15 protein-coding genes are annotated in these 20020 nt (G+C 55.8%); 3 read left to right on the top strand and 12 right to left on the bottom strand.

Translation table 11 applies throughout. The features are described 5' to 3' along the window. The first annotated feature begins 41 nt into the window (after positions 1–41). Entirely contained in the window at positions 42–980 is a 939-nt protein-coding gene (locus ABHV46_RS04875) for a LysR family transcriptional regulator (RefSeq protein ID WP_438383187.1), read from the top strand. 111 nt (positions 981–1091) lie between these two features. Here the strand turns inward: ABHV46_RS04875 and ABHV46_RS04870 are convergent, their stop codons facing one another. The 6 genes from ABHV46_RS04870 to betI form a co-directional block, all read right to left on the bottom strand. Beyond that, positions 1092–2591, bottom strand: coding sequence for a S10 family peptidase (locus tag ABHV46_RS04870; protein WP_438383184.1), 1500 nt, complete (start codon positions 2589–2591; stop codon positions 1092–1094). A 239-nt stretch (positions 2592–2830) separates the two neighbouring features. Continuing rightward, positions 2831–4156, bottom strand: coding sequence for a hypothetical protein (locus ABHV46_RS04865; RefSeq protein WP_438383179.1), 1326 nt, complete (start codon positions 4154–4156; stop codon positions 2831–2833). A 172-nt stretch (positions 4157–4328) separates the two neighbouring features. Continuing rightward, positions 4329–5726 carry an outer membrane beta-barrel protein gene (locus ABHV46_RS04860; protein ID WP_438384260.1) on the bottom strand — a complete coding sequence of 466 codons (1398 nt, stop codon included), beginning with the start codon at positions 5724–5726 and terminating at the stop codon, positions 4329–4331. An 85-nt stretch (positions 5727–5811) separates the two neighbouring features. Then, complete coding sequence (gene betA, locus ABHV46_RS04855) at positions 5812–7470, bottom strand: choline dehydrogenase (protein ID WP_438383177.1); 1659 nt, start codon at positions 7468–7470, stop codon at positions 5812–5814. Between the two features lie 58 nt (positions 7471–7528). Then, entirely contained in the window at positions 7529–8998 is a 1470-nt protein-coding gene (gene betB, locus ABHV46_RS04850; RefSeq protein ID WP_438383174.1) for a betaine-aldehyde dehydrogenase, read from the bottom strand. Continuing rightward, positions 8995–9693: a transcriptional regulator BetI gene (gene betI, locus ABHV46_RS04845; RefSeq protein ID WP_438383173.1), complete on the bottom strand. Its 699-nt coding sequence runs from the start codon at positions 9691–9693 to the stop codon at positions 8995–8997. Before betI ends, betB begins: the two co-directional genes overlap by 4 nt. A 178-nt stretch (positions 9694–9871) precedes the next feature. Between betI and ABHV46_RS04840 the strand changes: the two genes are divergently transcribed. Next, positions 9872–11392: a BCCT family transporter gene (locus ABHV46_RS04840; RefSeq protein WP_438383171.1), complete on the top strand. Its 1521-nt coding sequence runs from the start codon at positions 9872–9874 to the stop codon at positions 11390–11392. A 138-nt stretch (positions 11393–11530) separates the two neighbouring features. Here ABHV46_RS04840 and ABHV46_RS04835 read toward each other — a convergent pair whose 3' ends face one another. Continuing rightward, a complete protein-coding gene (locus ABHV46_RS04835) occupies positions 11531–12781 on the bottom strand; it encodes a LysR family transcriptional regulator (protein ID WP_438383168.1) in 1251 nt (416 codons plus the stop codon). A 158-nt stretch (positions 12782–12939) separates the two neighbouring features. Between ABHV46_RS04835 and ABHV46_RS04830 the strand changes: the two genes are divergently transcribed. After that, positions 12940–14739 carry a phosphoenolpyruvate carboxykinase (GTP) gene (locus ABHV46_RS04830; protein WP_438383164.1) on the top strand — a complete coding sequence of 600 codons (1800 nt, stop codon included), beginning with the start codon at positions 12940–12942 and terminating at the stop codon, positions 14737–14739. A gap of 657 nt (positions 14740–15396) precedes the next feature. On the opposite strand, the gene ABHV46_RS04825 is transcribed toward ABHV46_RS04830, so the two are convergent. From ABHV46_RS04825 to ABHV46_RS04805, 5 genes are all read right to left on the bottom strand, one after another. Then, positions 15397–15522: a hypothetical protein gene (locus ABHV46_RS04825; RefSeq protein ID WP_438383162.1), complete on the bottom strand. Its 126-nt coding sequence runs from the start codon at positions 15520–15522 to the stop codon at positions 15397–15399. Positions 15523–15648: 126 nt separating this feature from the next. Further along, on the bottom strand, positions 15649–16305 hold the full coding sequence (locus tag ABHV46_RS04820) for an HNH endonuclease (RefSeq protein WP_438383160.1): 657 nt from the start codon (positions 16303–16305) through the stop codon (positions 15649–15651). A gap of 3 nt (positions 16306–16308) precedes the next feature. Next, a complete protein-coding gene (locus tag ABHV46_RS04815; protein ID WP_438383158.1) occupies positions 16309–17484 on the bottom strand; it encodes an AAA family ATPase in 1176 nt (391 codons plus the stop codon). 114 nt (positions 17485–17598) lie between these two features. Then, complete coding sequence (locus tag ABHV46_RS04810; protein ID WP_438383156.1) at positions 17599–18372, bottom strand: cyclodeaminase/cyclohydrolase family protein; 774 nt, start codon at positions 18370–18372, stop codon at positions 17599–17601. A gap of 244 nt (positions 18373–18616) precedes the next feature. Continuing rightward, positions 18617–20020, bottom strand: a complete 1404-nt coding sequence (locus ABHV46_RS04805) for a class II fumarate hydratase (RefSeq protein WP_438383154.1) — start codon at positions 20018–20020, stop codon at positions 18617–18619.

Below are 20020 nucleotides of genomic sequence, written 5' to 3'. Positions count from 1 at the left end.
TCAGATGAGTGTTGAAGCACCTTTGATTGGGGGAGAGCCTCGTGAAGAGTCTCAATGAGCAGGTTATACGTAAAATCAAACTAAGGTATCTACATTTCATCGACGTCATATGTGATACGCAGTCGCTTGTAGCTGCAGCATCTAGACTCAACGTAACTCCCGCAGCCCTCTCGAAATCCTGCATTGAGATCGAGAAAATTTTGGGTGTGCAGCTGTTTGTCCGCTCTCATCAGGGTATGCAGCCCACTGAAATCTGTCTGATTATCGTGGAATCGAGCCGTGCCATCAAGTACGAGCTGGATAAGCTGGTAACAGCAGTCAACGAACACAAGGAGACCGAATTTGGTACTTTGTTGATCGGTGTGCAGGCTATGGGGCTGGAAAAACGCATCATGCAAGGGGTCTCCGTCATAAAGAGGAACGACCCCAGTCGGACGATCCGGCTTGTACAACGCGAACGCAGTGCGCTGATAGACATGCTAAATCGAAGGGAACTTGATATGATCTTCGTTGATTCATTTCAGATGGATCGACAAAGGAATGTATCCTTTTTCCCCATGCTGCAGGCTGGGAGTGTGGTGATCTCGGCCCAAGGTGTGCGACCGGTACGCGACATCGTCGAAGATTGGATGGTTTATCGGGACAATCTCTGGATCTTGCCTCAAAAAGGCTTTGCAATACGGGACAGATTTGAGAGTGTGCTCTATTCCCGTGATCTAGATTCTCCACGACAAATTATCGAGTATAACTCTTCGTCCGGACTGCGGGACTTGTTTACAATTAGCGGAGGGTTCGGAATAATACCAACTTACGCGCTGTCTATGGCTAAAGGATATGTTGACGTTAATATCGAATACGAAACAATGGAAGAAATGCGGCTTGAGAGCGGCTTGGCCTGGCTCGGTGCGTCCCCTCACAAGAAATATGTTCAGGATGCTATTGCAGTTTTCACTTCTGATGAATTGAGAGCCTCTCAGTAAGCAGATAGACACCGATTTTTTGGCTCGGTGATTGGGGGTGGCTGCAGTGCCACCCCCAATTATTTCCTCAAGTTCAGTAAAGGTTTGCGAGGGCCTCTGGCACGTCGAGGTTTATTTCGAAGTATCGTTGTAAAACGCGCTGACATCACGCGTGAGCGCCGCGCGGCTGGCGGGGCGGGTGTAGAGCATATGCCCGCCTTCATAGAGATGCAGCGCGATACGATCGGCGCCGACCGGGATATGGTCCTTGGTCCAGCGCGTGGTACCGAACGGGCAGGCCATATCGAAATAGCCATTGGCAATGAAGATATGCAGGCTGGGGTCGAGCGCCAGCATCTTGCGCAGGATACCGACCTGATCGGTCAGCTGTGAGCCGGAGCTCGTGAATTTCCAGGCGCCGTTTACTTCCATGCTCAGCAGGTCATAGGTGAGGTCGGTCTTGTAGCCGAGCTCATTGGCAAGATAGCCGCTATAGGCATTGCCATAGGCACGACCGAAACCGGACAGCGTCATTTCAGGGCTCTGACCGTTCTCGATGCCGTCGGCATAGGGGTCGGGGATCGACTGGGTGAAGTCGTAAATGCCGTACAGGCGGCCATCGCGGCTGCGCACGTCATGCGCAAACGGGTTGGGCTCGCCCATCTCCTTGGTGATGGTTTCTATCGGCAGCCCGGTACGGGCGGCGAGATCGGTGTAGAATTTCTTCGCGTCATCCCCCTTGGGTGGGGCATTGGCGATGGTGGTGAGATACGGCCCGAGCGCATAGTGATAGGCCTCATCCACCGCCTGCGGCGTCAGTTTGCCGGTTTGGGACAGGTGCGAGGCGATGAAGGTGGGCAGCGCCATGGCCGAGGCCATCGGGTTGTTCGTGTTGTCCAGAAACTGCATCTGGATGGCGGGTGAGATCATCACGATGCCATTGACGATAAGGTTCTGCTGCTGCTGCAACGCATCGGCCACCTGTGCCGAGCGAATGCCGCCGTAGCTTTCACCCACCAGATAATGCGGCGAGCCCTGACGCCCGTTTTCGCCAACCCAGAGTGCGATGGCCTTGGCGAAAGCCTCGCCATCCTTGGTGACGCTGTAAAACTGCTCCGCAGCCTTTTTCGGGTCGGTCGGCTGCGAATAGCCCGTGCCCACGGCATCGATGAACACCATATCGGTGGCGGGCAGCCAGCTATCCGGGTTATCGGCCAGATGGGCACGCGCGCCATCTTCCGGGTGATCTGCCGGGAATTGCAGCACGCGCGGGCCAGCGGCACCGAGATTCAGATAGGCCGTGCCTGCACCGGGGCCACCATTGAAGAAGAACGACACTGGGCGCGTCTGGGCGTTCGCCCCGTCCTTTGTATAGGCCACATAAAATACCTTGGCCGAGGGCTTGCCCTCCTTGTCACGGAGCGTGACCGTGCCCGCGTGGGCGGTATAGGCAATGCTTTGCCCACCTGCGGTCAGATGATGTTTGGTGACGGAATCCGCAGGCAGCAGCGCCGCCAATCCCTCCTTCGGCGCCTCGCTCTTGGCAGGCTCAGCCGCGTGTAGGGCGGGGATAAGGGGGAGGGCGAAGCAGGCAGAAGCCAGCAACGCCGCAGCAAGAGTCTTGCGCGACATGCAAAGTCCTTTCGAGTTTGGAACAGTATAACAGTCTCGAAAGGCGGTGCAATGCGCGAAGGTTAACGAGGTCTTGCCGAGCAGAGGACAAAACCGTAGGGAGCGCAGAAGAGCGTTCAGGTGCCGGAGGATTGAACGATGGCGTTGAGTAGATGCGAGCGTATTGCTTCGCGGCCAATCGGAGGGATACGACATGCACCCTCAATGCACTCGCCTGATCTTTCGCCGTTTTACAGAGACTAGAGATAGTAACCGAAAACGATGAGGAAGGCCGATTTGTATCGGTTGTCGCCACCCGAGCCCGCTCCATTGGTGAACTGGCCAGCTCCAATATAGGGATCGTTGCGGCTCAGATAGAACTCGGACCACACCCGGAACCGGTTGGTCGCCTTGTCTGACCAGTAAGCGCCCAGGCTCAGTCTCTGAGTGTTGGGCGCGTGAGGGGTGATATCTTTCCAGACATCTGCATAATTTACGAACAGATTGAGTTTGACGGGAAGTTTTCCTGTATCGATCGATCTCGCAATTTCTGCAAAGAGAATAGTGGAGCGGCTCGCGATATTATAAAGTGAGTCGTAATCTCCAACTGTCACAAATCCATTCGAATACGGGTTGTTTAGGCTCATATCCTGACGCACCCCCTGAAGCTTGAAGCGCCATGGTCCTGTCTCACGTTTCAGACTAACGGAGAAAGCGCGGCGCTGTCCGCTTCTGCGCGTGTCATGATTGCGGATCGTGGAGAGCCAGATTGAACCCGTAATCGTGAGATTTCTGTTTGTGCCAGAAGCCGTTTGATAGCGCACGCGTCCGACTGTCATGTTGCGCTCAGTATTATCCGACCCATTATCGATCGAGGCGCCATTTTTGGCGATGTTGACGGAATAGCGAGCACTGCCAGCACTGTGCCCGACCGCACTCGGGGCAATCGTAGGGAAAAAACCGGCGTCAAATGACAATTTGCCGGTAGTGTGGCTTGCGACGACACCGGGATTATAGACCTCTTCAAGCCCGTAGATAAATCCAATGCTGTTCAGGAATGACGATCCCCACCAGCGGTCGTCGAAGGGAACCGGAGCAAGACCAACGCTGATTTTGGTCGAAGGAGTAATGTTGGCCCCGACATAGCCATATAAAGGAAAGCTGATCTCTCCAGGGTAGTTTTGGTAGCCCGCGTTTTTGCCATAGAGAAAGCTGCCCCCATAAAATCTGTATTGGGCAGCTCCGAAAATAACCGGTGTATCGTAATCGGCGGTCAGTATAAGAGTGTCATAAGACAGGTGACTGGACGTGCGATCCTGACCTCGCTTTCCGCGATCATTGAATCGCAAATCGTAACGTCCCCGGATCGCGACCCCTAATGACAAGGCGGCGTGTTGCTTTTCGGTCGAACGCGAAGGTGTTTCTACCTGCCCGCCGCTCTGGGGCAGCGAAACCGGGTTGCTGGCCTTCGGAACAGAGCGATGTTCTACCGATCCCGGTTGTCCTATCAGAGCCCCTGCGGGCAGGTCCTGCAGCGAAAGGCGTGCCAGATCGGCAAAAAGCAGAAGGCTTGCTGCGACGGCCATGCCGGATCAATTGCCTCTCGGGTATTCTGTGACACCGTTACTCTGAAAATGCCGCCGGAAACCGGGATTTTCTGTCGAGCGTTTCATGGTGTTGTCAGAAATGGCGGGCGCGTTTGCCTGTCCCGCCTCAAGTTTTTTAGCATCGGGACAGGCATTGTCGCGCCGCTATTCATTAGAACGACCAGATCGCATCGCAAGAGAACCAAAACATATTGTTGGTACCGTTGCGTACTACCGGGTCGGCCACAGTTGCCGAGCGATTGAAAGGACGCGTGCCGTTGAGCGATTTATCGAGGCGGATTTCAGGCCTGATCGTGAATTGCCCCAGCCTGAGATGTTTGTTCACAAAATCCGGTTTGTAGGTCACTCCCGCAGTTAGCGCGCCATAAGTGGTGGGAGGCGCAATGTAATAGGCATAAGGACGATTTCTAATCGCGTTGAGGTTCGACGTCGTGCCCTCATAGGAAGCGATGACGGCTCCCGTATTGTCACGAAAGACCTCACCCCGGAGATTGAGCCTCAGAGACGGATTGAGGTCCCACGACAGATAGGTAATGAAACCGTAAAGATCGTCGCGATTGGCATTGTCATGCATATAGATCGTATCGAGCATGACACTCAGCCTGTCGTTAAAATGATAGGTGAGCAGAAAATCGCCATTATATTGCATCAGGTTGTTGGCAACCCGCCCCATACCGGCGCTTACCCAACCTTCCGGGGAGGTGACAGGACGGCTGTTGTTTCCCTGTGGACCGAAATGTCCGATGAGATGCCCGTCCAGCTTTCCGTTCATGAGGTGGGAAAAAGAAAAGCCGACGGTGCCTTTTGGCCTGTTATTGTTGCCTGCATTGCCGAAGGTCGTGGAATTGCCCGCGTCGATACCGAGAAATAAGTCGATTTTATCACTTAGATGGGTCGTGGACATGACCCCGACTGTTTCGAAGGGTACGATATAGTCGGCGGCATAGCTGTAGGTATAAAATGGCCGGGTGAGAGCGGAAGTCCCTTCCGTTCCGAGCATGCCGAACATCTGCCCCAGCTGAAAATCGACGCCGCGCGGTACGATCCATGGGGTATGGACATCGATATGCGATTGCAGGGGCACCAACTGATAGAGACCCGTCAGTATGCCGTCGGCCATGCCAATGGTGGGTATGAAACGGGAGTCGGAGCCATACATGAGTTCGACCATGAAGCCGACGCCATAGCCCGATCCAACGCTGGTTACCGGGTGAGAAACAGAGCCTACAATCTGGTTCAAAACGACCGTATTGGCCCGATCCGTATAGAATTGCGCGAAATTCCTGCCGGATTTTGTCCAGGGATTTGCCGCAATGCCGGCCTCTACGGTCATATGGGCAACCAGGCCGTCCCAATAACTGGCTCTCGAACCGGTGGGATCGGATGCAGGTTCTTGTTTTCCCGATCCCGATAAAGGTCGGATGGGTGCCAGTTCAGCATCTGAGTGTGTCGATGCGACTTGTTTTTCGTCGCGCGTGCTCCTTCGGGACAGGCCGGCGATGCCGGGTGTTTCGTCTTTGCCGGAGGAGAGGGGCTCAGCCCAGCTCATCTCCGGAAGGAGGAGTACCCCTGCAAGCAGGGATACTCCCGACCATCGTCTCATCGTGCGATTGACGCTCACGACACACGCCGGATCAGTTCTCGTGTTCGGAGGCTACGTAATAGGGCGCGGTCGAGCGGGGCAGCGGTGCTTTTCCGCGCATGAGATCGGCGATTTTCTCTGCGATCATGATCGTGGGCGCATTCAGATTGCCCGTTGGAATGATCGGCATGATGGAAGCATCCACCACACGAAGGCCTTCCATTTCGTGAACCCGTCCCTGATGATCGACGACCGCCATGGGGTCGGTGCCCATCTTGTTGGAGCAAGACGGATGATACGCTGTCTCCGCATGCGCCCGGACGAAGGCATCGATATCGTCATCCGATTGCAGATGCTTTCCGGGAGAAATTTCCCGACCGCGATAGGGATCGAGGGCTGACTGGGCAAAGATTTCGCGGGTAATGCGAACGGCAGAACGGAATTCCCGCCAATCCTGCTCATGCGCCATGTAATTGAACAGAATGCTGGGGTGTTGGTTCGGGTCCTGCGAGGTAACCTGAATGCGGCCCCGGCTCGGTGACCGCATCGACCCCACATGCATCTGGAAGCTATGTTCGGTCACACCACCGGTGCCGTTATAGCTGATCGCAACCGGCAGGAAATGGTATTGAAGATTGGGCCATTCGAAGCTTGGCTCCGACCGGATAAAGCCACCGCCCTCGAACTGGTTGCTGGCACCGATGCCGGTCCCGAGGAAGAGCCACTCTGCGCCGATTGCGGGCTGGTTGATGGTTTTCAGAGCGGGAGCCAGCGAGACAGGCTGGGAGCAGGCATACTGGATATACATTTCCAGATGGTCCTGCAGGTTCTGCCCGACGCCGGGCAAATCCTTGACCACCGGAATGCCGAGGGCGCGCAGAATTGCGGCGGGGCCTACGCCTGAACGCTGCAATAGCTGGGGCGAGGCGATGGCGCCGCTGCACACGACGACTTCGCGCCCGGCATTGGCGCTTTCTCTTTCGCCCTTGCGCAGCCAGGTTACACCGACAGCACGGTTATTGGAGAACAGGATACGGTCAGCGACCGCATGGGTCACAATGGTCAGATTGGGTCTTGAGCGTGCCTGATCGAGATAGCCGCGTGCCGTGCTGGAGCGACGCCCTTTGCGTGTGACCGTACGATCCATCGGGCCGAAGCCTTCCTGACGATAGCCATTCAAATCGTCCGTGCGGTTATATCCTGCCTGCACGCCAGCCTCGATCATGGCACGGAACAGAATATTATTATCGTGTCTAGGGGTCGTTACCTGCACCGGGCCGCTATCGCCATGATAGTCGTTCCCGCCGATATCGCGGCTCTCTGCCTTCTTGAAATAGGGCAGGCAGTCGAGATAGCTCCAGTCAGACAGACCGGGGAGCGACGCCCAGTTATCATAATCCATGGCATTGCCCCGAATGTAGCACATGCCATTGATGAGGGAGGACCCTCCAAGTCCCTTGCCGCGACCGCATTCCATGCGACGATGGTTCATATGCGGCTCGGGGTCTGTGAGATAGGCCCAGTTATAGCGTCGGCCCTGCAGTGGATAAGCGAGCGCTGCGGGCATCTGCGTGCGGAAATCGAAGCGGTAATCCGGGCCGCCAGCCTCCAGAAGCAGCACGCTTACATGGGCATCTTCGGTCAGGCGCGTAGCCAGCACACTACCGGCAGAACCGGCGCCTACGATGATGTAGTCGTATTCCTTGGCCATAATCTTCTTACTCGTCTTGGTTTTATTTCAGTTTTTCAAGTGTCGTTGCGATCCGGGATCAGAATACCGAGACAAAGGGAGCGAGCTCGACCTGTATCGATTTCACCTGGGTATAGGCGAGTAGGGTCTGAATACCGTTTTCGCGTCCGATACCGGACTGCTTGTAGCCACCGACAGGCATCTGGGCCGGACTCTCACCCCATGTGTTGATCCAGCAGATGCCCGCCTGCATGGCGTGGATCACGCGATGGGCCGCAGCGATATCCTGGGTGACGACACCCGCGGCGAGTCCGAAACTCGTGGCATTTGCACGGGCGATGACCTCGTCTTCGGTCTCATAGGTGAGGATACTCATCACCGGCCCGAAGATTTCCTCCTGAACGATCTGCATGGTGTCGGTGCAATCGGTGAAAACCGTTGGAGCAACATAGGCACCACGGTCGAATGCTGCGCCGGTCAGTCGATGACCTCCAGCCAGAACCGTGGCTCCTTCGGCTTTGCCTGCTTCGATATGCCTCAGGACGGAGTCCATATGGGCAAAGCTCGTGAGCGGGCCGAAATTGGTTGCGGGATCCATGGGATCGCCTGCGCGAATGCGCGCAACACGGTCGACGACCGCAGTCTCGAACGCCTTTTTAAGCGACGCAGGAACGAAGACACGCGTCCCGTTTGTGCAGACCTGACCCGAACTGTAAAAATTCGCCATCATCGCGATATCGGCAGCGCGGGCGATATCGGCGTCTTCCAGAATAACCAGCGCCGATTTGCCGCCAAGCTCCATCGTCACGTCCTTGAGGCTCGAAGACGCCGCATCGGCCATGACTTTTTTGCCGGTCTGGACGCTGCCCGTGAAAGACACCTTGTCGATACGGGGGTCTGAAGTCAGCAGACTGCCCACTTCTCTGCCTGACCCGACAACGACATTGAAAACACCATCGGGCAGACCGGCTTCGGTATAGATTTCTGCGAGTTTCAGCGCGGTGAGAGGGGTCACTTCGCTCGGTTTGAAAATAACCGCATTGCCAGCAGCGAGCGCGGGCGCCGATTTCCAGAGCGCAATCTGGATAGGATAATTCCAGGCTCCGATTGCGGCGACGATGCCGAGCGGCTCGCGTCTGGTGTAGAAAAAGCTCGTCTCACGCAGAGGCGCCTGAATGCCCTCAATGGCCGGGGCCAGACCCGCATAATATTCGAGAACATCCGCGCCGGTGACGATATCGACCGTGCTGGTTTCCGAGAACGGCTTTCCCGTATCGAGACTTTCCAGTCGGGCAAGCTCATCGTTGCGCTCGCGCAGAATGGCGACAGCCTTGTTGAGAATGCGTGACCGTTCGACGGCTGTCATTGCGGCCCAGATCTTCTGTCCCTTTTCCGCGCTGGTTATTGCCGCATTTACTTCCTCGGCGCCCGCCACCTGCACGCTGGCGATAACGTCACCTGTCGCAGGGTTCACCGTTTCGATCGTGCGCCCGGTGCTCGTGTGGGCGTGTATGCCGTTTATGAAAAGCGGCTCGCTCTGCGTTGTCATGATTTTTTCCGTTCAGTGAGGCTTGCGGATATGCCGCGATCGGGTGAGGGGAGGCGCTGGTCGATAAAATCGAAAGCCAGGCTGAGAGCCTGCTCCGTATCGAACTGCCCTCCGGCAAGCGTGCCACGAAGCCAGAGGCCATCGATCAGGGCTGCAAGGCCGGTCGCAGCATTGCGTGCGCTTTCCCGGTCCATCTCTCGCCCAAACTGATAGGCAAGATTGGAGTGCAGACGCCTGTCATTGGCACGCTGTAATCTTTTGAATTGAGGGTTGTTCAGGCTGGCTGACCAGAAGGCGAGCCAGCTGCGCATGGCTGTTGGACTTGTCTGGCTCGGGGCGAAATTGCCGTGAACGATGGCCCTGAGCTGAGTTCGCGGCGTTTGATCCCGCGCGTGGATACAATGGAAAAGAACGGCCTCGCGCAAATCCCGAAGAATCTGACGCATTGCGGCCTCAAGTAATCCATCCTTGTTGCCGAAATAATGTGAAACAATACCTGCTGACAGACCGGCTTCTGTTGCGACGGAGGAAAGTGTGACGTCACTAAGACCGCTATCCTCGATTACTTTGAATGTGGCGTCGATTAGCTGCTGGTGTCTGACAGGCTGCATTCCAACTTTCGGCATGTAAGCTCCACCTCCCGAAAGATTTAATTTGATTGAGCGTTCAATAAAGATAACCAAGATGTAATTCAACCCTGCGTTCGAGTCTGCCCGGTCACAACTGGCGTGATGAGAATAACAGGAGCGTTGAGAGGGACACTCGGTATGGCGGTCTGTATCCAGTCAGGGGACTGGCAGCTTGATCTGAGCAGAATAGAGATGGAGCACTCAGATGACGTCCCAAGTTGCGTCATGCATGAGATCGAAAAAAATGAGTGTTAACAGACCGGTATTCTTCATATCGGCGGTTATCACCACGCTGGCAGGGCTGGCGTGCATGCTCTGGCCGTCACAGAGCCGAACCGCGCTCGATCTGACCCAGTCTGTTGTCGTGGGCGCGTTCGGCTGGTTCTATATGGTGCTCATTGCCATTTGCATGGGGCTTGTCTGCTGGCTCGCCTTTTCACGTTATGGCGATGTGCTCTTGGGGGAGCCGGGGTCGAAACCGGCCATCTCGACGCTTTCATGGTCCACGATGCTGTTTTCAGCAGGGATTGGCATAGCGCTCATCTATTATGGTGCGTACGAGCCGCTCGATCATTATCTGAAGCCGCCGCAAGGGCCAGCAGCCACGGTGGAAGCCGCACATGGGGCTATGGCCCTGACCTTCCTTCATTGGGGGCTGCATGGCTGGACGCTCTACGCCATGGTCGCGACAACCCTGGCCTATTTTGCCTATTGCAAGGGTCTGCCGCTTGCGTTGCGCTCACCGCTGGTGGCGATCTTCGGTGATCGCATCAATGGTAGCCTCGGCGATCTGGTCGATTGTCTGGGTGTGCTCGCCACGATGGTGTCAATGGTGACGAATGTCGGCATCGGCGCGCTTCTGGTGCATTCGGGCCTTCATCATCTGTTCGGCATCCCGATGACCATGCCGGTCCAGATCACCATCACAATCGTCATGATGATGGCCGTTGCGGTGACGGTCGTGGCAGGGGTGGATAAGGGGATTGCCCTGCTTTCGAACGTTAATCTGGCTATTCTGTGCGGTATCCTGCTTTTCGTTCTGAGTACCGGCCCCACGGAGCATATTTTTCAGGGGATTGTGCAGAACACGGGCGATTATCTGGCCTCATTTATTCCGTCGACGTTCAATATGTATCTCTATGGTCATGCAGAAAAATGGATGGCTGCTTGGACGCTCTTTTTCTGGGCGTGGTGGATTGCCTGGACACCCTTTGTCGGTCTGTTCATTGCGCGTATTTCCAAGGGGCGCACAATCAGACAGCTTGTGCTTGGCGTCACTTTTATCCCGCTTGGGTTCACCCTCGTATGGCTCGCGATCTTCGGTAACACAGCAATCGATCTCGTCAGGAGTGGCGCGGGTGCCGTGCTGGTTGATGCTGTCCAGAACGATCCTCCGATGGCGCTTTATCGTCTGCTCGAAACCCTGCCTCTGAGCGGTATCATTGCCACAGTCGCAGTATTTGCGAGCTTCGTGCTGTTTCTGACGCCGGTGAATTCAGGCGCCTTCATGATCGCCAGTCTTTCGATGCGCGATAGCGCGCCGGATGAGGATGCACCGGTCTGGATGCGTCTTGTCTGGGTTGCCGCAATTGCAGTGATCAGTCTCGGGCTTCTGATTGCCGGCAATTTCGACGCCATGCAGATGGCTGTCGTTCTTTGCGGGCTGCCTTTCTCAATTGTGCTGACGTTCTACATGATCGGTCTTGTCCGGGCGCTTCGTTCAGACGAAGCCGCCAGTATCGTGACGTCAGAGGTAGGGGAGTAACAACCCGGTTTTGACGATGGTTTTCGCGTTTTGTGCTGACCATCGTCTCGCTATCAGCCCAGTCTTGAAATGTGCCGGGGCATATTCCCGCGCCCTCGCGAGCCTGCTGAACTGTTCCCGTCGAAATGTACGTTTCTTTCACGAGCGTTCTGTATGCAGCGTTTTTGCTGTGATGCGGAGCTGGGTCAGGAATCGCTCCTGCAACGCGCTGGGTAACCAGTCCTTACGCGTAAAGACACCGATCGTGCGTATGGTGTCGGGGATCTCGGATTCGATAGGGGCGAGCAACCCTGCTGCCATTTCGATGGCGATCTGATCGCGGGAAAGCAGGGTCAGAAAATCGCTACGTGTCAGAACGCCACGTATGGTTGTAACCGACGCGCATTGTATCGGTGCCTTGGGGCGCTCGATGCTGGCGCGGTCAAAAATCTGCTGCCACCGTTCGAGAAGATAGGATGTGTGCGGACCGACGATCCATGGGTATTTGGCGAGGTCTTCAAGGCTGGGCCTGCGTCCGGCGAGAGGATGATCGACCCTGCCGATAACGGCGATACGATCGCGCAGGAGGAGCTCCTGACGTAGTTCGGGAGGCGGCTCGTCGCGCAGGGCACCGATAACAAGATCGAGCACGCCGTTGCGCAAGGCGGAGAATAACTCTCTGGCCGAGCCGTCGACGACATTCATCCGTGCCAGAGGCGCTGTGCGCGCCAGTTCCGCCAGAGCGACGGGCAGCAGCATGGAGCGCGCGAGTGCCATGGCACCGATCGAGATATGATCTGCTTGGCATGTCGCCTCGCGGCACGCAATGATGAGTTCATTGATGCCGAGCCTGAATTTTCTGGCCATACGATGCCCGGCGCGGGACAGGGTAAGAATACGTCCGTTTTTCTCCATAAGCTCGATCTGGCTCAGCATCTCGAGCGCTTTCAGAGGGCGGAGAATGGCGGGTTTCGACAGATCGCCCATACGGGCTGCCGCTGCGATGCCGCCTGTCTCGGAGAGCAGGAGGAGCGCCTTGACCTGCACGAGGGTCAGATGATGCTCCGGCCGGTTTTGACGACGGGAAATTCCAGAGCTGCTTTTCATGCCATCGCCGAGATAATCGAGCGCACGGCGAAAGCGGATGACAATTTTCTCTCCCTCCCGCGTGAGTCTCAGCCCGTGAGGCAGGCGTTCGAAAATCCGGACAGCGAGTTTTGTCTCAATGGTGGCTACGCCTTGGGTGAGGGCGGGCTGTGAGAGGTCGACCGCCAATGCGGCAGCGCTCAGAGTGTTTTCCTGTGCCGCGATGATCACGGCGCGGATATGGCGCAAATTCAGTTCGGGCACAGCTTGGCCGCCTGTTACGACACGGTGAACGGAATCTGTGCCTGAAGGCTGATCGGCCATTTATCCCGCTCTAAAGACTGAGAGAAGACGTGTGATGGAAAACAAAATCTTATATCGCATCAGAAATTCGAATTAGGTTTCCTTGTCAATATCGGCTTGATTTTCTTCATACAGGGAGAAAAGCAATGCATATCGATGGTAAGCGTCGAGGAAATACGTTGGCGGATACTCTGCACATTCCTGCGCATGTGCGTCTCTGGGTTGAGGAAATTGCCGCCCTTTGCGAGCCCGATCAGATATACTGGTGCGACGGAACGCAAACTGAATGGGACCGGATTGCCACCGAACAGGTCGCGCGCGGTTCGATGGTGGCGCTTAATCCCGAGCATTATCCCAATTCCTATCTGGCGCGCTCTGCCCCCAATGACGTGGCGCGCACTGAAGGCCGGACGTTTATCTGCGCTGCTTCGAAGGAAGAGGCCGGGCCAACCAATAACTGGATAGCGCCCGAAGAAGGCCGCGCCCGGATGCAGAAGGTTTTCAAAGGCTGTATGCGCGGGCGTACGCTCTATGTCGTGCCGTTCTGCATGGGACCGATCGAGGCGGAAAACCGGGTTATTGGCGTTCAGGTGACTGACAGTGCCTATGCTGTTCTCTCCATGCGCATCATGACGCGTGTCGGCCGTGACGTGCTTAAAACCCTCGGTGAGAACGAGTTTTTTGCCCGTTGTATCCATTCTGTCGGCGCGCCGCGCAGCAAGGGCGAGCCGGATACAGCCTGGCCGTGCAACGATGAAAAATGGATCCTCCATTTTCCGGAAAGCCGTGAGATCTGGTCATACGGTTCAGGTTATGGCGGCAATGCTCTCTTGGGTAAGAAATGCCTTGCGCTGCGTATTGCCTCCGTCATGGCGCGCGATCAGGGCTGGCTTGCCGAGCATATGCTCATTCTCAAGGTCACATCTCCGGAGAACAAAATTCATTATGTTGCCGGGGCCTTCCCGAGTGCCTGCGGCAAGACAAATCTCGCCATGCTCGATTCCACCTTGCCGGGATGGAAAGTTGAAACGCTGGGTGACGATATCTGCTGGATGCGCGTCGGGGCCGATGGGTATTTCTACGCCTCCAACCCGGAAACCGGATTTTTCGGCGTGGCCCCCGGTACTAGCGACAAGACCAATCGCAATGCCATGCAGACCATGCGGGCCAACAGCATTTTCACCAACGCCGCCCTGACCGAAGATGGCAGAGTGTGGTGGAAAGGCATGACCGATATACCGCCTCAGGGCCTGACCGACTGGCGCGGTCGCCCATGGGACGCGCATTCAGGCCCCGCCATGCACCCCAATGCCCGCTTCACCGCCCCCATCGAGCAATGCCCGTCCCTCGCCGAGGAATGGTGCCGCCCCGAAGGCGTCAGATTGTCAGCCATTCTGGTGGGCGGACGCCGGGCGAGTGCCGTGCCACTGGTGACTGAAGCCTTCAGTTGGGAACATGGCGTGTATATGGGTGCGACCCTCGCCTCGGAAAGCACAGCCGCCTCTGAACACGATCTCGGAAGCCTGCGCCGTGACCCGTTCGCTATGAATCCGTTCTGTGGATACAACATGGGCGATTATTTCGCCCATTGGCTGAGCTTCGCGCAGACCGAGCGGGTCGATAAAGCCCATATGCCGCGTTTCTTCATGGTCAATTGGTTCAGAACCGATGAAAACGGCCAGTTCATCTGGCCGGGCTTTGGCGACAATATCCGTGTGCTGAAATGGATTGTCGAGAGGCTGGAAGGGACGGCGGAGGCGGTCGCCACGCCGATTGGCAATGTACCCGCAAAAGGCAGCCTCGATCTGGATGGTCTGGCCATGCAGGAAGACGAACTGGCCCCGCTCATGACGATTGATCGTGAAGCGTGGCGGAAGGAGGCAGAAGCGAACAGGGATTATCTGGCTGGTTTGGGCGCGCGCGTTCCAGAGCGTCTGTATGACGAGCAGAATGCTTTTGAAAATCGCTTGAGCACTTGAGAAAAGCGCGCAGCATTCAGACTAGGGCTCAGAGGTAATTAACTGACAGAACCAAACCATTGAAGAGGAACGACACTGGGGCGTCTGGGCATTCGCCCCACCCTTGATATAGGTAATGCTCTGCCTGCCTGCGGCCAGACGATGATTGATGACGGAATCTGCTGGCCGCAGCGCCGCTAATACCTCCTTCGGCGCCTCGCTCTTGGCAGGGTCAGCCGCTTGGGCGACTTGGGAAAAGGGGCAGGGTGAAGCAGGCCGAAGTCAGTAACGCCGCACCAAGAGTCTTGCGTGACATGCAAAGTCCTTTCGAGGTTGGAGCAGCATAACAAGCTCGGAAGAGGGAGGGGCGATGAGGGGGAAGAAGCATCATGGCGTCGCCCTGAAAACCCACTAGAGGGCCTTCGCCTTCTGGAAGCCCGCTTTGGAGTTTGTCCATCGGACGGCAGCTTTCGCCTCATCTCGGACTTACAGCTACCCATACCGTTTTTCGCATAGCGGACATGACCAGCACAAACTCCTGTTGCCATTTTGAGCCGGATACCGACTGCCGGCATTCCGGCAGTTGATCGCGGACGGCACGTGGAATGACGTTCGTGCCTATAACGCGGACGATGTGGAACAGTGGCTTACCGACAATGCCGGCCTGAGCCTCGTCGACTAAAGGGGGCGCAGCGTTGCAATCCTTGCTTCACGATATTCATCGACCACATCATCTTCGACAAGCGGGCCGGCGAGGCGATGGCGGGGTTCGAAGATATTCAATGCGCACTCGGTGGCAAGCATCACTCGGATCATTGTCCGGTGACGCTAGGCAACTGAGCTTCGTAAGGACAATTCGGCGTATGCGTCACTCCGCGAAGCGGGAGCTTTCGCCGGAGTGACGCCGCTGGATCTGTTAGCGAGCGAAACCTACTGCCCACCCGCCTTCGCAAGCAGTTGAACTTTCATCGCCATCTCCCCGAGATCGGGCTCAGCCTGACCAGTCTGAAGGGCGTCAAAGCTACGAATCTCCAACTCTCGAAGGTTGAAATAGGTGTAGGTGTAGTCGCCTTTGGGGCTGCCTCCCACAACGGTGTATTTCACGATCTGCTTCATTCCCTTCGCCACGGCTGACCGATCGAGGTGCTCTTCATAGAGATCGAAGTTGGGATGGATGATGCGGTAGTTGGCCTCGCTCTCGTATTCGGCCGGCACGCCCGGGAAGACGACGAAGTCAGTCTTCACCCCCTTGTACTTCATGTTGCAGCGCTTGCAGGCGACGGCAAGGTTCCACATCGTATAAGTCAGCGGCCGATAGTCGGGAACCGACTTGGGCAGAACGTGCTCCCGGTCGATGACGAGGTTGAACTCGCCCTTGAGGCTCCGGCGGCAGTAGCAGCAGCTCCCCTCGTGACGCTGAAGATGATACTGCCGGATCTTGACCTTTATCGCTGCCAAGAAGGCTCCCTGCGTCCCCTTTGGCGACCAATCCCACGGGTCACTCTCCAGTAGAGCTGCGTCCACTGCGGCCTGCTCGTCATCCGTAAGTTCGAACTCCGACAGCGCGGGCAGATATTTGTCGGTCATCACTCAGCGCCCCCGGACGCCTTCGACCTTCTCGACGAGTTCTTCAACCGCCTCGAAGAAAACCTGCTGACGCTCGTCGAAGCTCTCCGCCTTCATGTGCCCGATCATGGAAAGGATTTCCGCTTTGTCTTTCTTGCCCTGCTCGAAGGCCGAGATAGCATCGACAATAATCTCGCTAACGAAATGGTTTGCGGGGGTCACCACCTCGAACGCCTGCCAGAGGATCTCCTCGATGCTGGCGGGAGATATGTCTGCCTCGATAGGCAGCCGCTTTGCTTCGCCTTTTGACATGCCGAAAACGGACACGATGTTCGGGCTGCTCGTGATCGCGCCGCTAACTACGAGCGGAGCATGTGTGGCCATGATTACCGTGGCGTTACGGTAGCTGAGCGCAGCAAGGAGTTTGTCGACGTATTCGCGCTGCCAGTTCGGGTGGAGGCTATTCTCCGGCTCGTCGAGGATGATAAGGGCATTGCGCCTCGCATTGGTGATTACGAAGAGCAGCGACGAGATCAGCGCGAGCTGACCGGAGCTCGCGTGCTGCATTTCGATGCTCTTACCATCCCCACGCACAAGAAAGACGCGGATGCCACGAATTACGCCCAAGGCGCGGAGACGGGATTCCAGCTTAAGCACCGAGACGAACTCGCGGGAGCGACTGAAGTCGTACACCGAGTCATTTGCGTCGATCCAGATTCTTTCGCCTGGCTCGTGCCGTTGCAAGAAGGAGATAGCGAGTTCGAGATCTTCCGTTGTAACGCTGTAATCGCGGCGCAGCCTCGGTGGAGACCGGTCTAGCAACTCCGCCAGAGAGGGTTTTTCGTAGCTGCGAGTACGGTCAATCGAGAAGCCGAACCGCGCGTGATAACCACAGTATTCCAGCGTCGAGCTGATCCGATGGAAGTCTTCGCCAGAGCCGCTCAGCGCCTGCGCAACCGAGTTCTTGACGACAACTCTCGGCGATCCATCCGTCTTGCCGATCGAGATGCGCCGAATGCCTGCCAGACGTGCAAACCGATCGTGTGGCGTGTTGCAGACGACAACGATCTCGCGCTCGTGGCGATACCTGTTGACAAGATCGCGCAGGAACGAACTTTTACCCGATCCGTTGGGACCAACGAGTATCGAGACGCTCTCGCTATCGGTCCAGCGCTCCTCAAGTCCAAGATCGCTCAGCATTGGCGCTCACCCTTTATAAGATAATCTATCGAAAAACGCACAAAATTTACTTATATGCGGCATCCAATATTCTTTTTGCTCGATTGATATTTTCAAGAATATTGAATAATAAATTTAGATTCTGGGTGAAACAATAATTTTTTCCATTGTTTCTTTCCTTGAGTCTTGAATAACTATTTGAGCGCGTTCTTGCATATCGCTCAATAATTCTTGAATGGTATCACATTTCATTTTTGCGTCACGAACCCAAGCCAGCTTATCTTTTGCTGCAGTTTGTACGTTGACGTGCGCAACTAGCAAGCATGTAGAGACAGCGGAAAGAGAGCTATTAATGCCAGCTCCAGCATCTCCCTTTGCGTACGTAAGGCCAATCGACCACAGCCTACAGCCATGATCAAACACTCTTACGGAATAAGAAACAATTTCAAATAATATGTTATTTGCTACTTCCAATGTTTCATTAGCTATATTTTGTTGCTCATTTATTAAGTGTTTTTTTTGCTCTACAAATTCATTTTTCCCAGAATTATTTTCTAATTTTTTCAGTTCTTTTTTCAAATCATCTCGTTTTTCGCGTGCGGCTATTGAACGCTGAAATACTTCAGTGTCACGTTCAAAAAGAATTTTGAGATTAGGTGATATTTTTTCTTCCAAATCCTTAGATATGGCCTGAAGTTCTTCCTTTTTTTCTGGGTCTTTCCTCTTTCCATCAGTCAATTTTGCGAGGGCACAGATAGTGCTAGAAGCAAGGAGAGCCATAAGTGCGGCGGCGCTTCCCGACCCAGGAGTGGCGTTTCCTTTTCCAAAGTCCTCCAATAATGTTTCAAGAGATTTCGAAAGAAGTTTTTCTTCTACATTTGATATTTTGTTTTCAATATTAAGAGGCATTATTTGACATATCCATTTCATCAGCAAAAAAATTAAGTTATATTTTTTCTTGCCAATTAATTCTCCTTAAACCTAATAAAGATAGATATTATGTGATTACCGTCAAACTAGGCAATCCCCGCATTCTCGTCAGCAGACATTCCGCTCCCCCCCCAAAAAAAAGCAGACTTAGGGCTGTGACGATATATCGGGATGAAAGGGGTTTACGCCCCTTTCCGGGGGCGGGGCAGAGCCCCGCTTTCCCTTACTTCCCCTTCAAGTTCGGTGCCAGCATGGTGCGCGGGTCAACCAGACGGTCGAAATCGGCTTCGCTGACCGCATTCAGAGCCAGAGCGGCCTCTTTCAGCGTGCAGTCATGGTCCATGGCGTGATGCGCGACCTTTGAGGCCGTGTCGTAGCCGATGGTCGGGGCGAGGGCCGTCACCAGCATCACGGACTCAGCCACATAGCGCTCGATGCGGGCGAGGTTCGGCTTGGTGCCTTCAATCAGGAAGGTGCGGAAATTCTCGCTGCCGTCATGCAGCAAGGTGATGCTCTGCATGATGTTCTGGATGATGAGCGGCTTGTAGACGTTCATTTCCAGCAGACCACCGGCACCACCGAAGCCCACTGCCACGTCATTGGACATGACCTGCACGGCCAGCATGGCCAGAGCTTCGGCTTGGGTCGGGTTGACCTTGCCGGGCATAATGGACGAACCGGGCTCGTTTTCGGGCAGGTGCAGTTCGGCAAAACCGGCGCGCGGGCCGCAGGAGAGCAGGCGGATATCGTTCGCGATCTTGTAAAGCGCGCCTGCCGTGGTGCGCAGTGCGCCCGAAAAATGCACGAGCGCATCATGCGCGCCTTGCAGGGCAAATTTATTCTCGCCGCTGATGAAGGCCGCGTCGCTCAGACGAGCGATTTCGGCGCAGGCGCGACCGGCAAAGGGGGCATCGGTATTGATGCCGGTGCCAAGCGCGGTGCCGCCAAGGGCGAGGGGGTAGAGACCCTTTTCGGCTTCCTGAATACGGGCGATGTTCTCGCGCAGCATCCCGGCATAGCCGTGGAATTCCTGACCTAGCGTGACCGGCACGGCATCCTGCATATGCGTGCGGCCAATCTTGACGATGTCCTTCCATTCCTCGGCCTTGGCCTCGATTGACTCCGCCAGACGGGTCAGGGCCGGGATCAGCCTGCGACGGCTGCCCAGAACCACAGCCACATGCATGGCAGTCGGGAAATTGTCGTTGGACGATTGCGACATGTTGACGTGGTCATTGGGGTGAACCGGGCGCTTGCTGCCCAGAGCCTCGCCAGAGAGCTGGCAGGCGCGGTTCGAAATGACCTCGTTGATGTTCATGTTGAACTGGGTGCCAGAGCCGGTCATCCAGACATGAAGCGGGAACATGTCGGCGTGCTGACCGGCCAGGATCTCATCGCAGACCGTGGTGATCAGCTTGTATTGCGTCTCGGCCAGACGCCCGCTCTGATGGTTGGCACTCGCACAGGCGCGCTTGACGATGGCATAGGCCTCGATCATCTCGCGCGGCATCAACTCGCGGCCGATGCTGAAATAATGAAGCGAGCGCTGCGTTTGCGCGCCCCAGAGTTTGTCGGCCTGAATGGCGATTTCGCCGAGGCCGTCGCTCTCGATCCGTGTGTCTGTCAT

It is taken from the genome of Asaia sp. BMEF1 (genome assembly GCF_051628905.1).
Lineage (GTDB): Bacteria > Pseudomonadota > Alphaproteobacteria > Acetobacterales > Acetobacteraceae > Asaia.
Note: the sequence above shows the minus strand (reverse complement) of the source record. Positions and strands in the feature narration are given on the sequence as shown.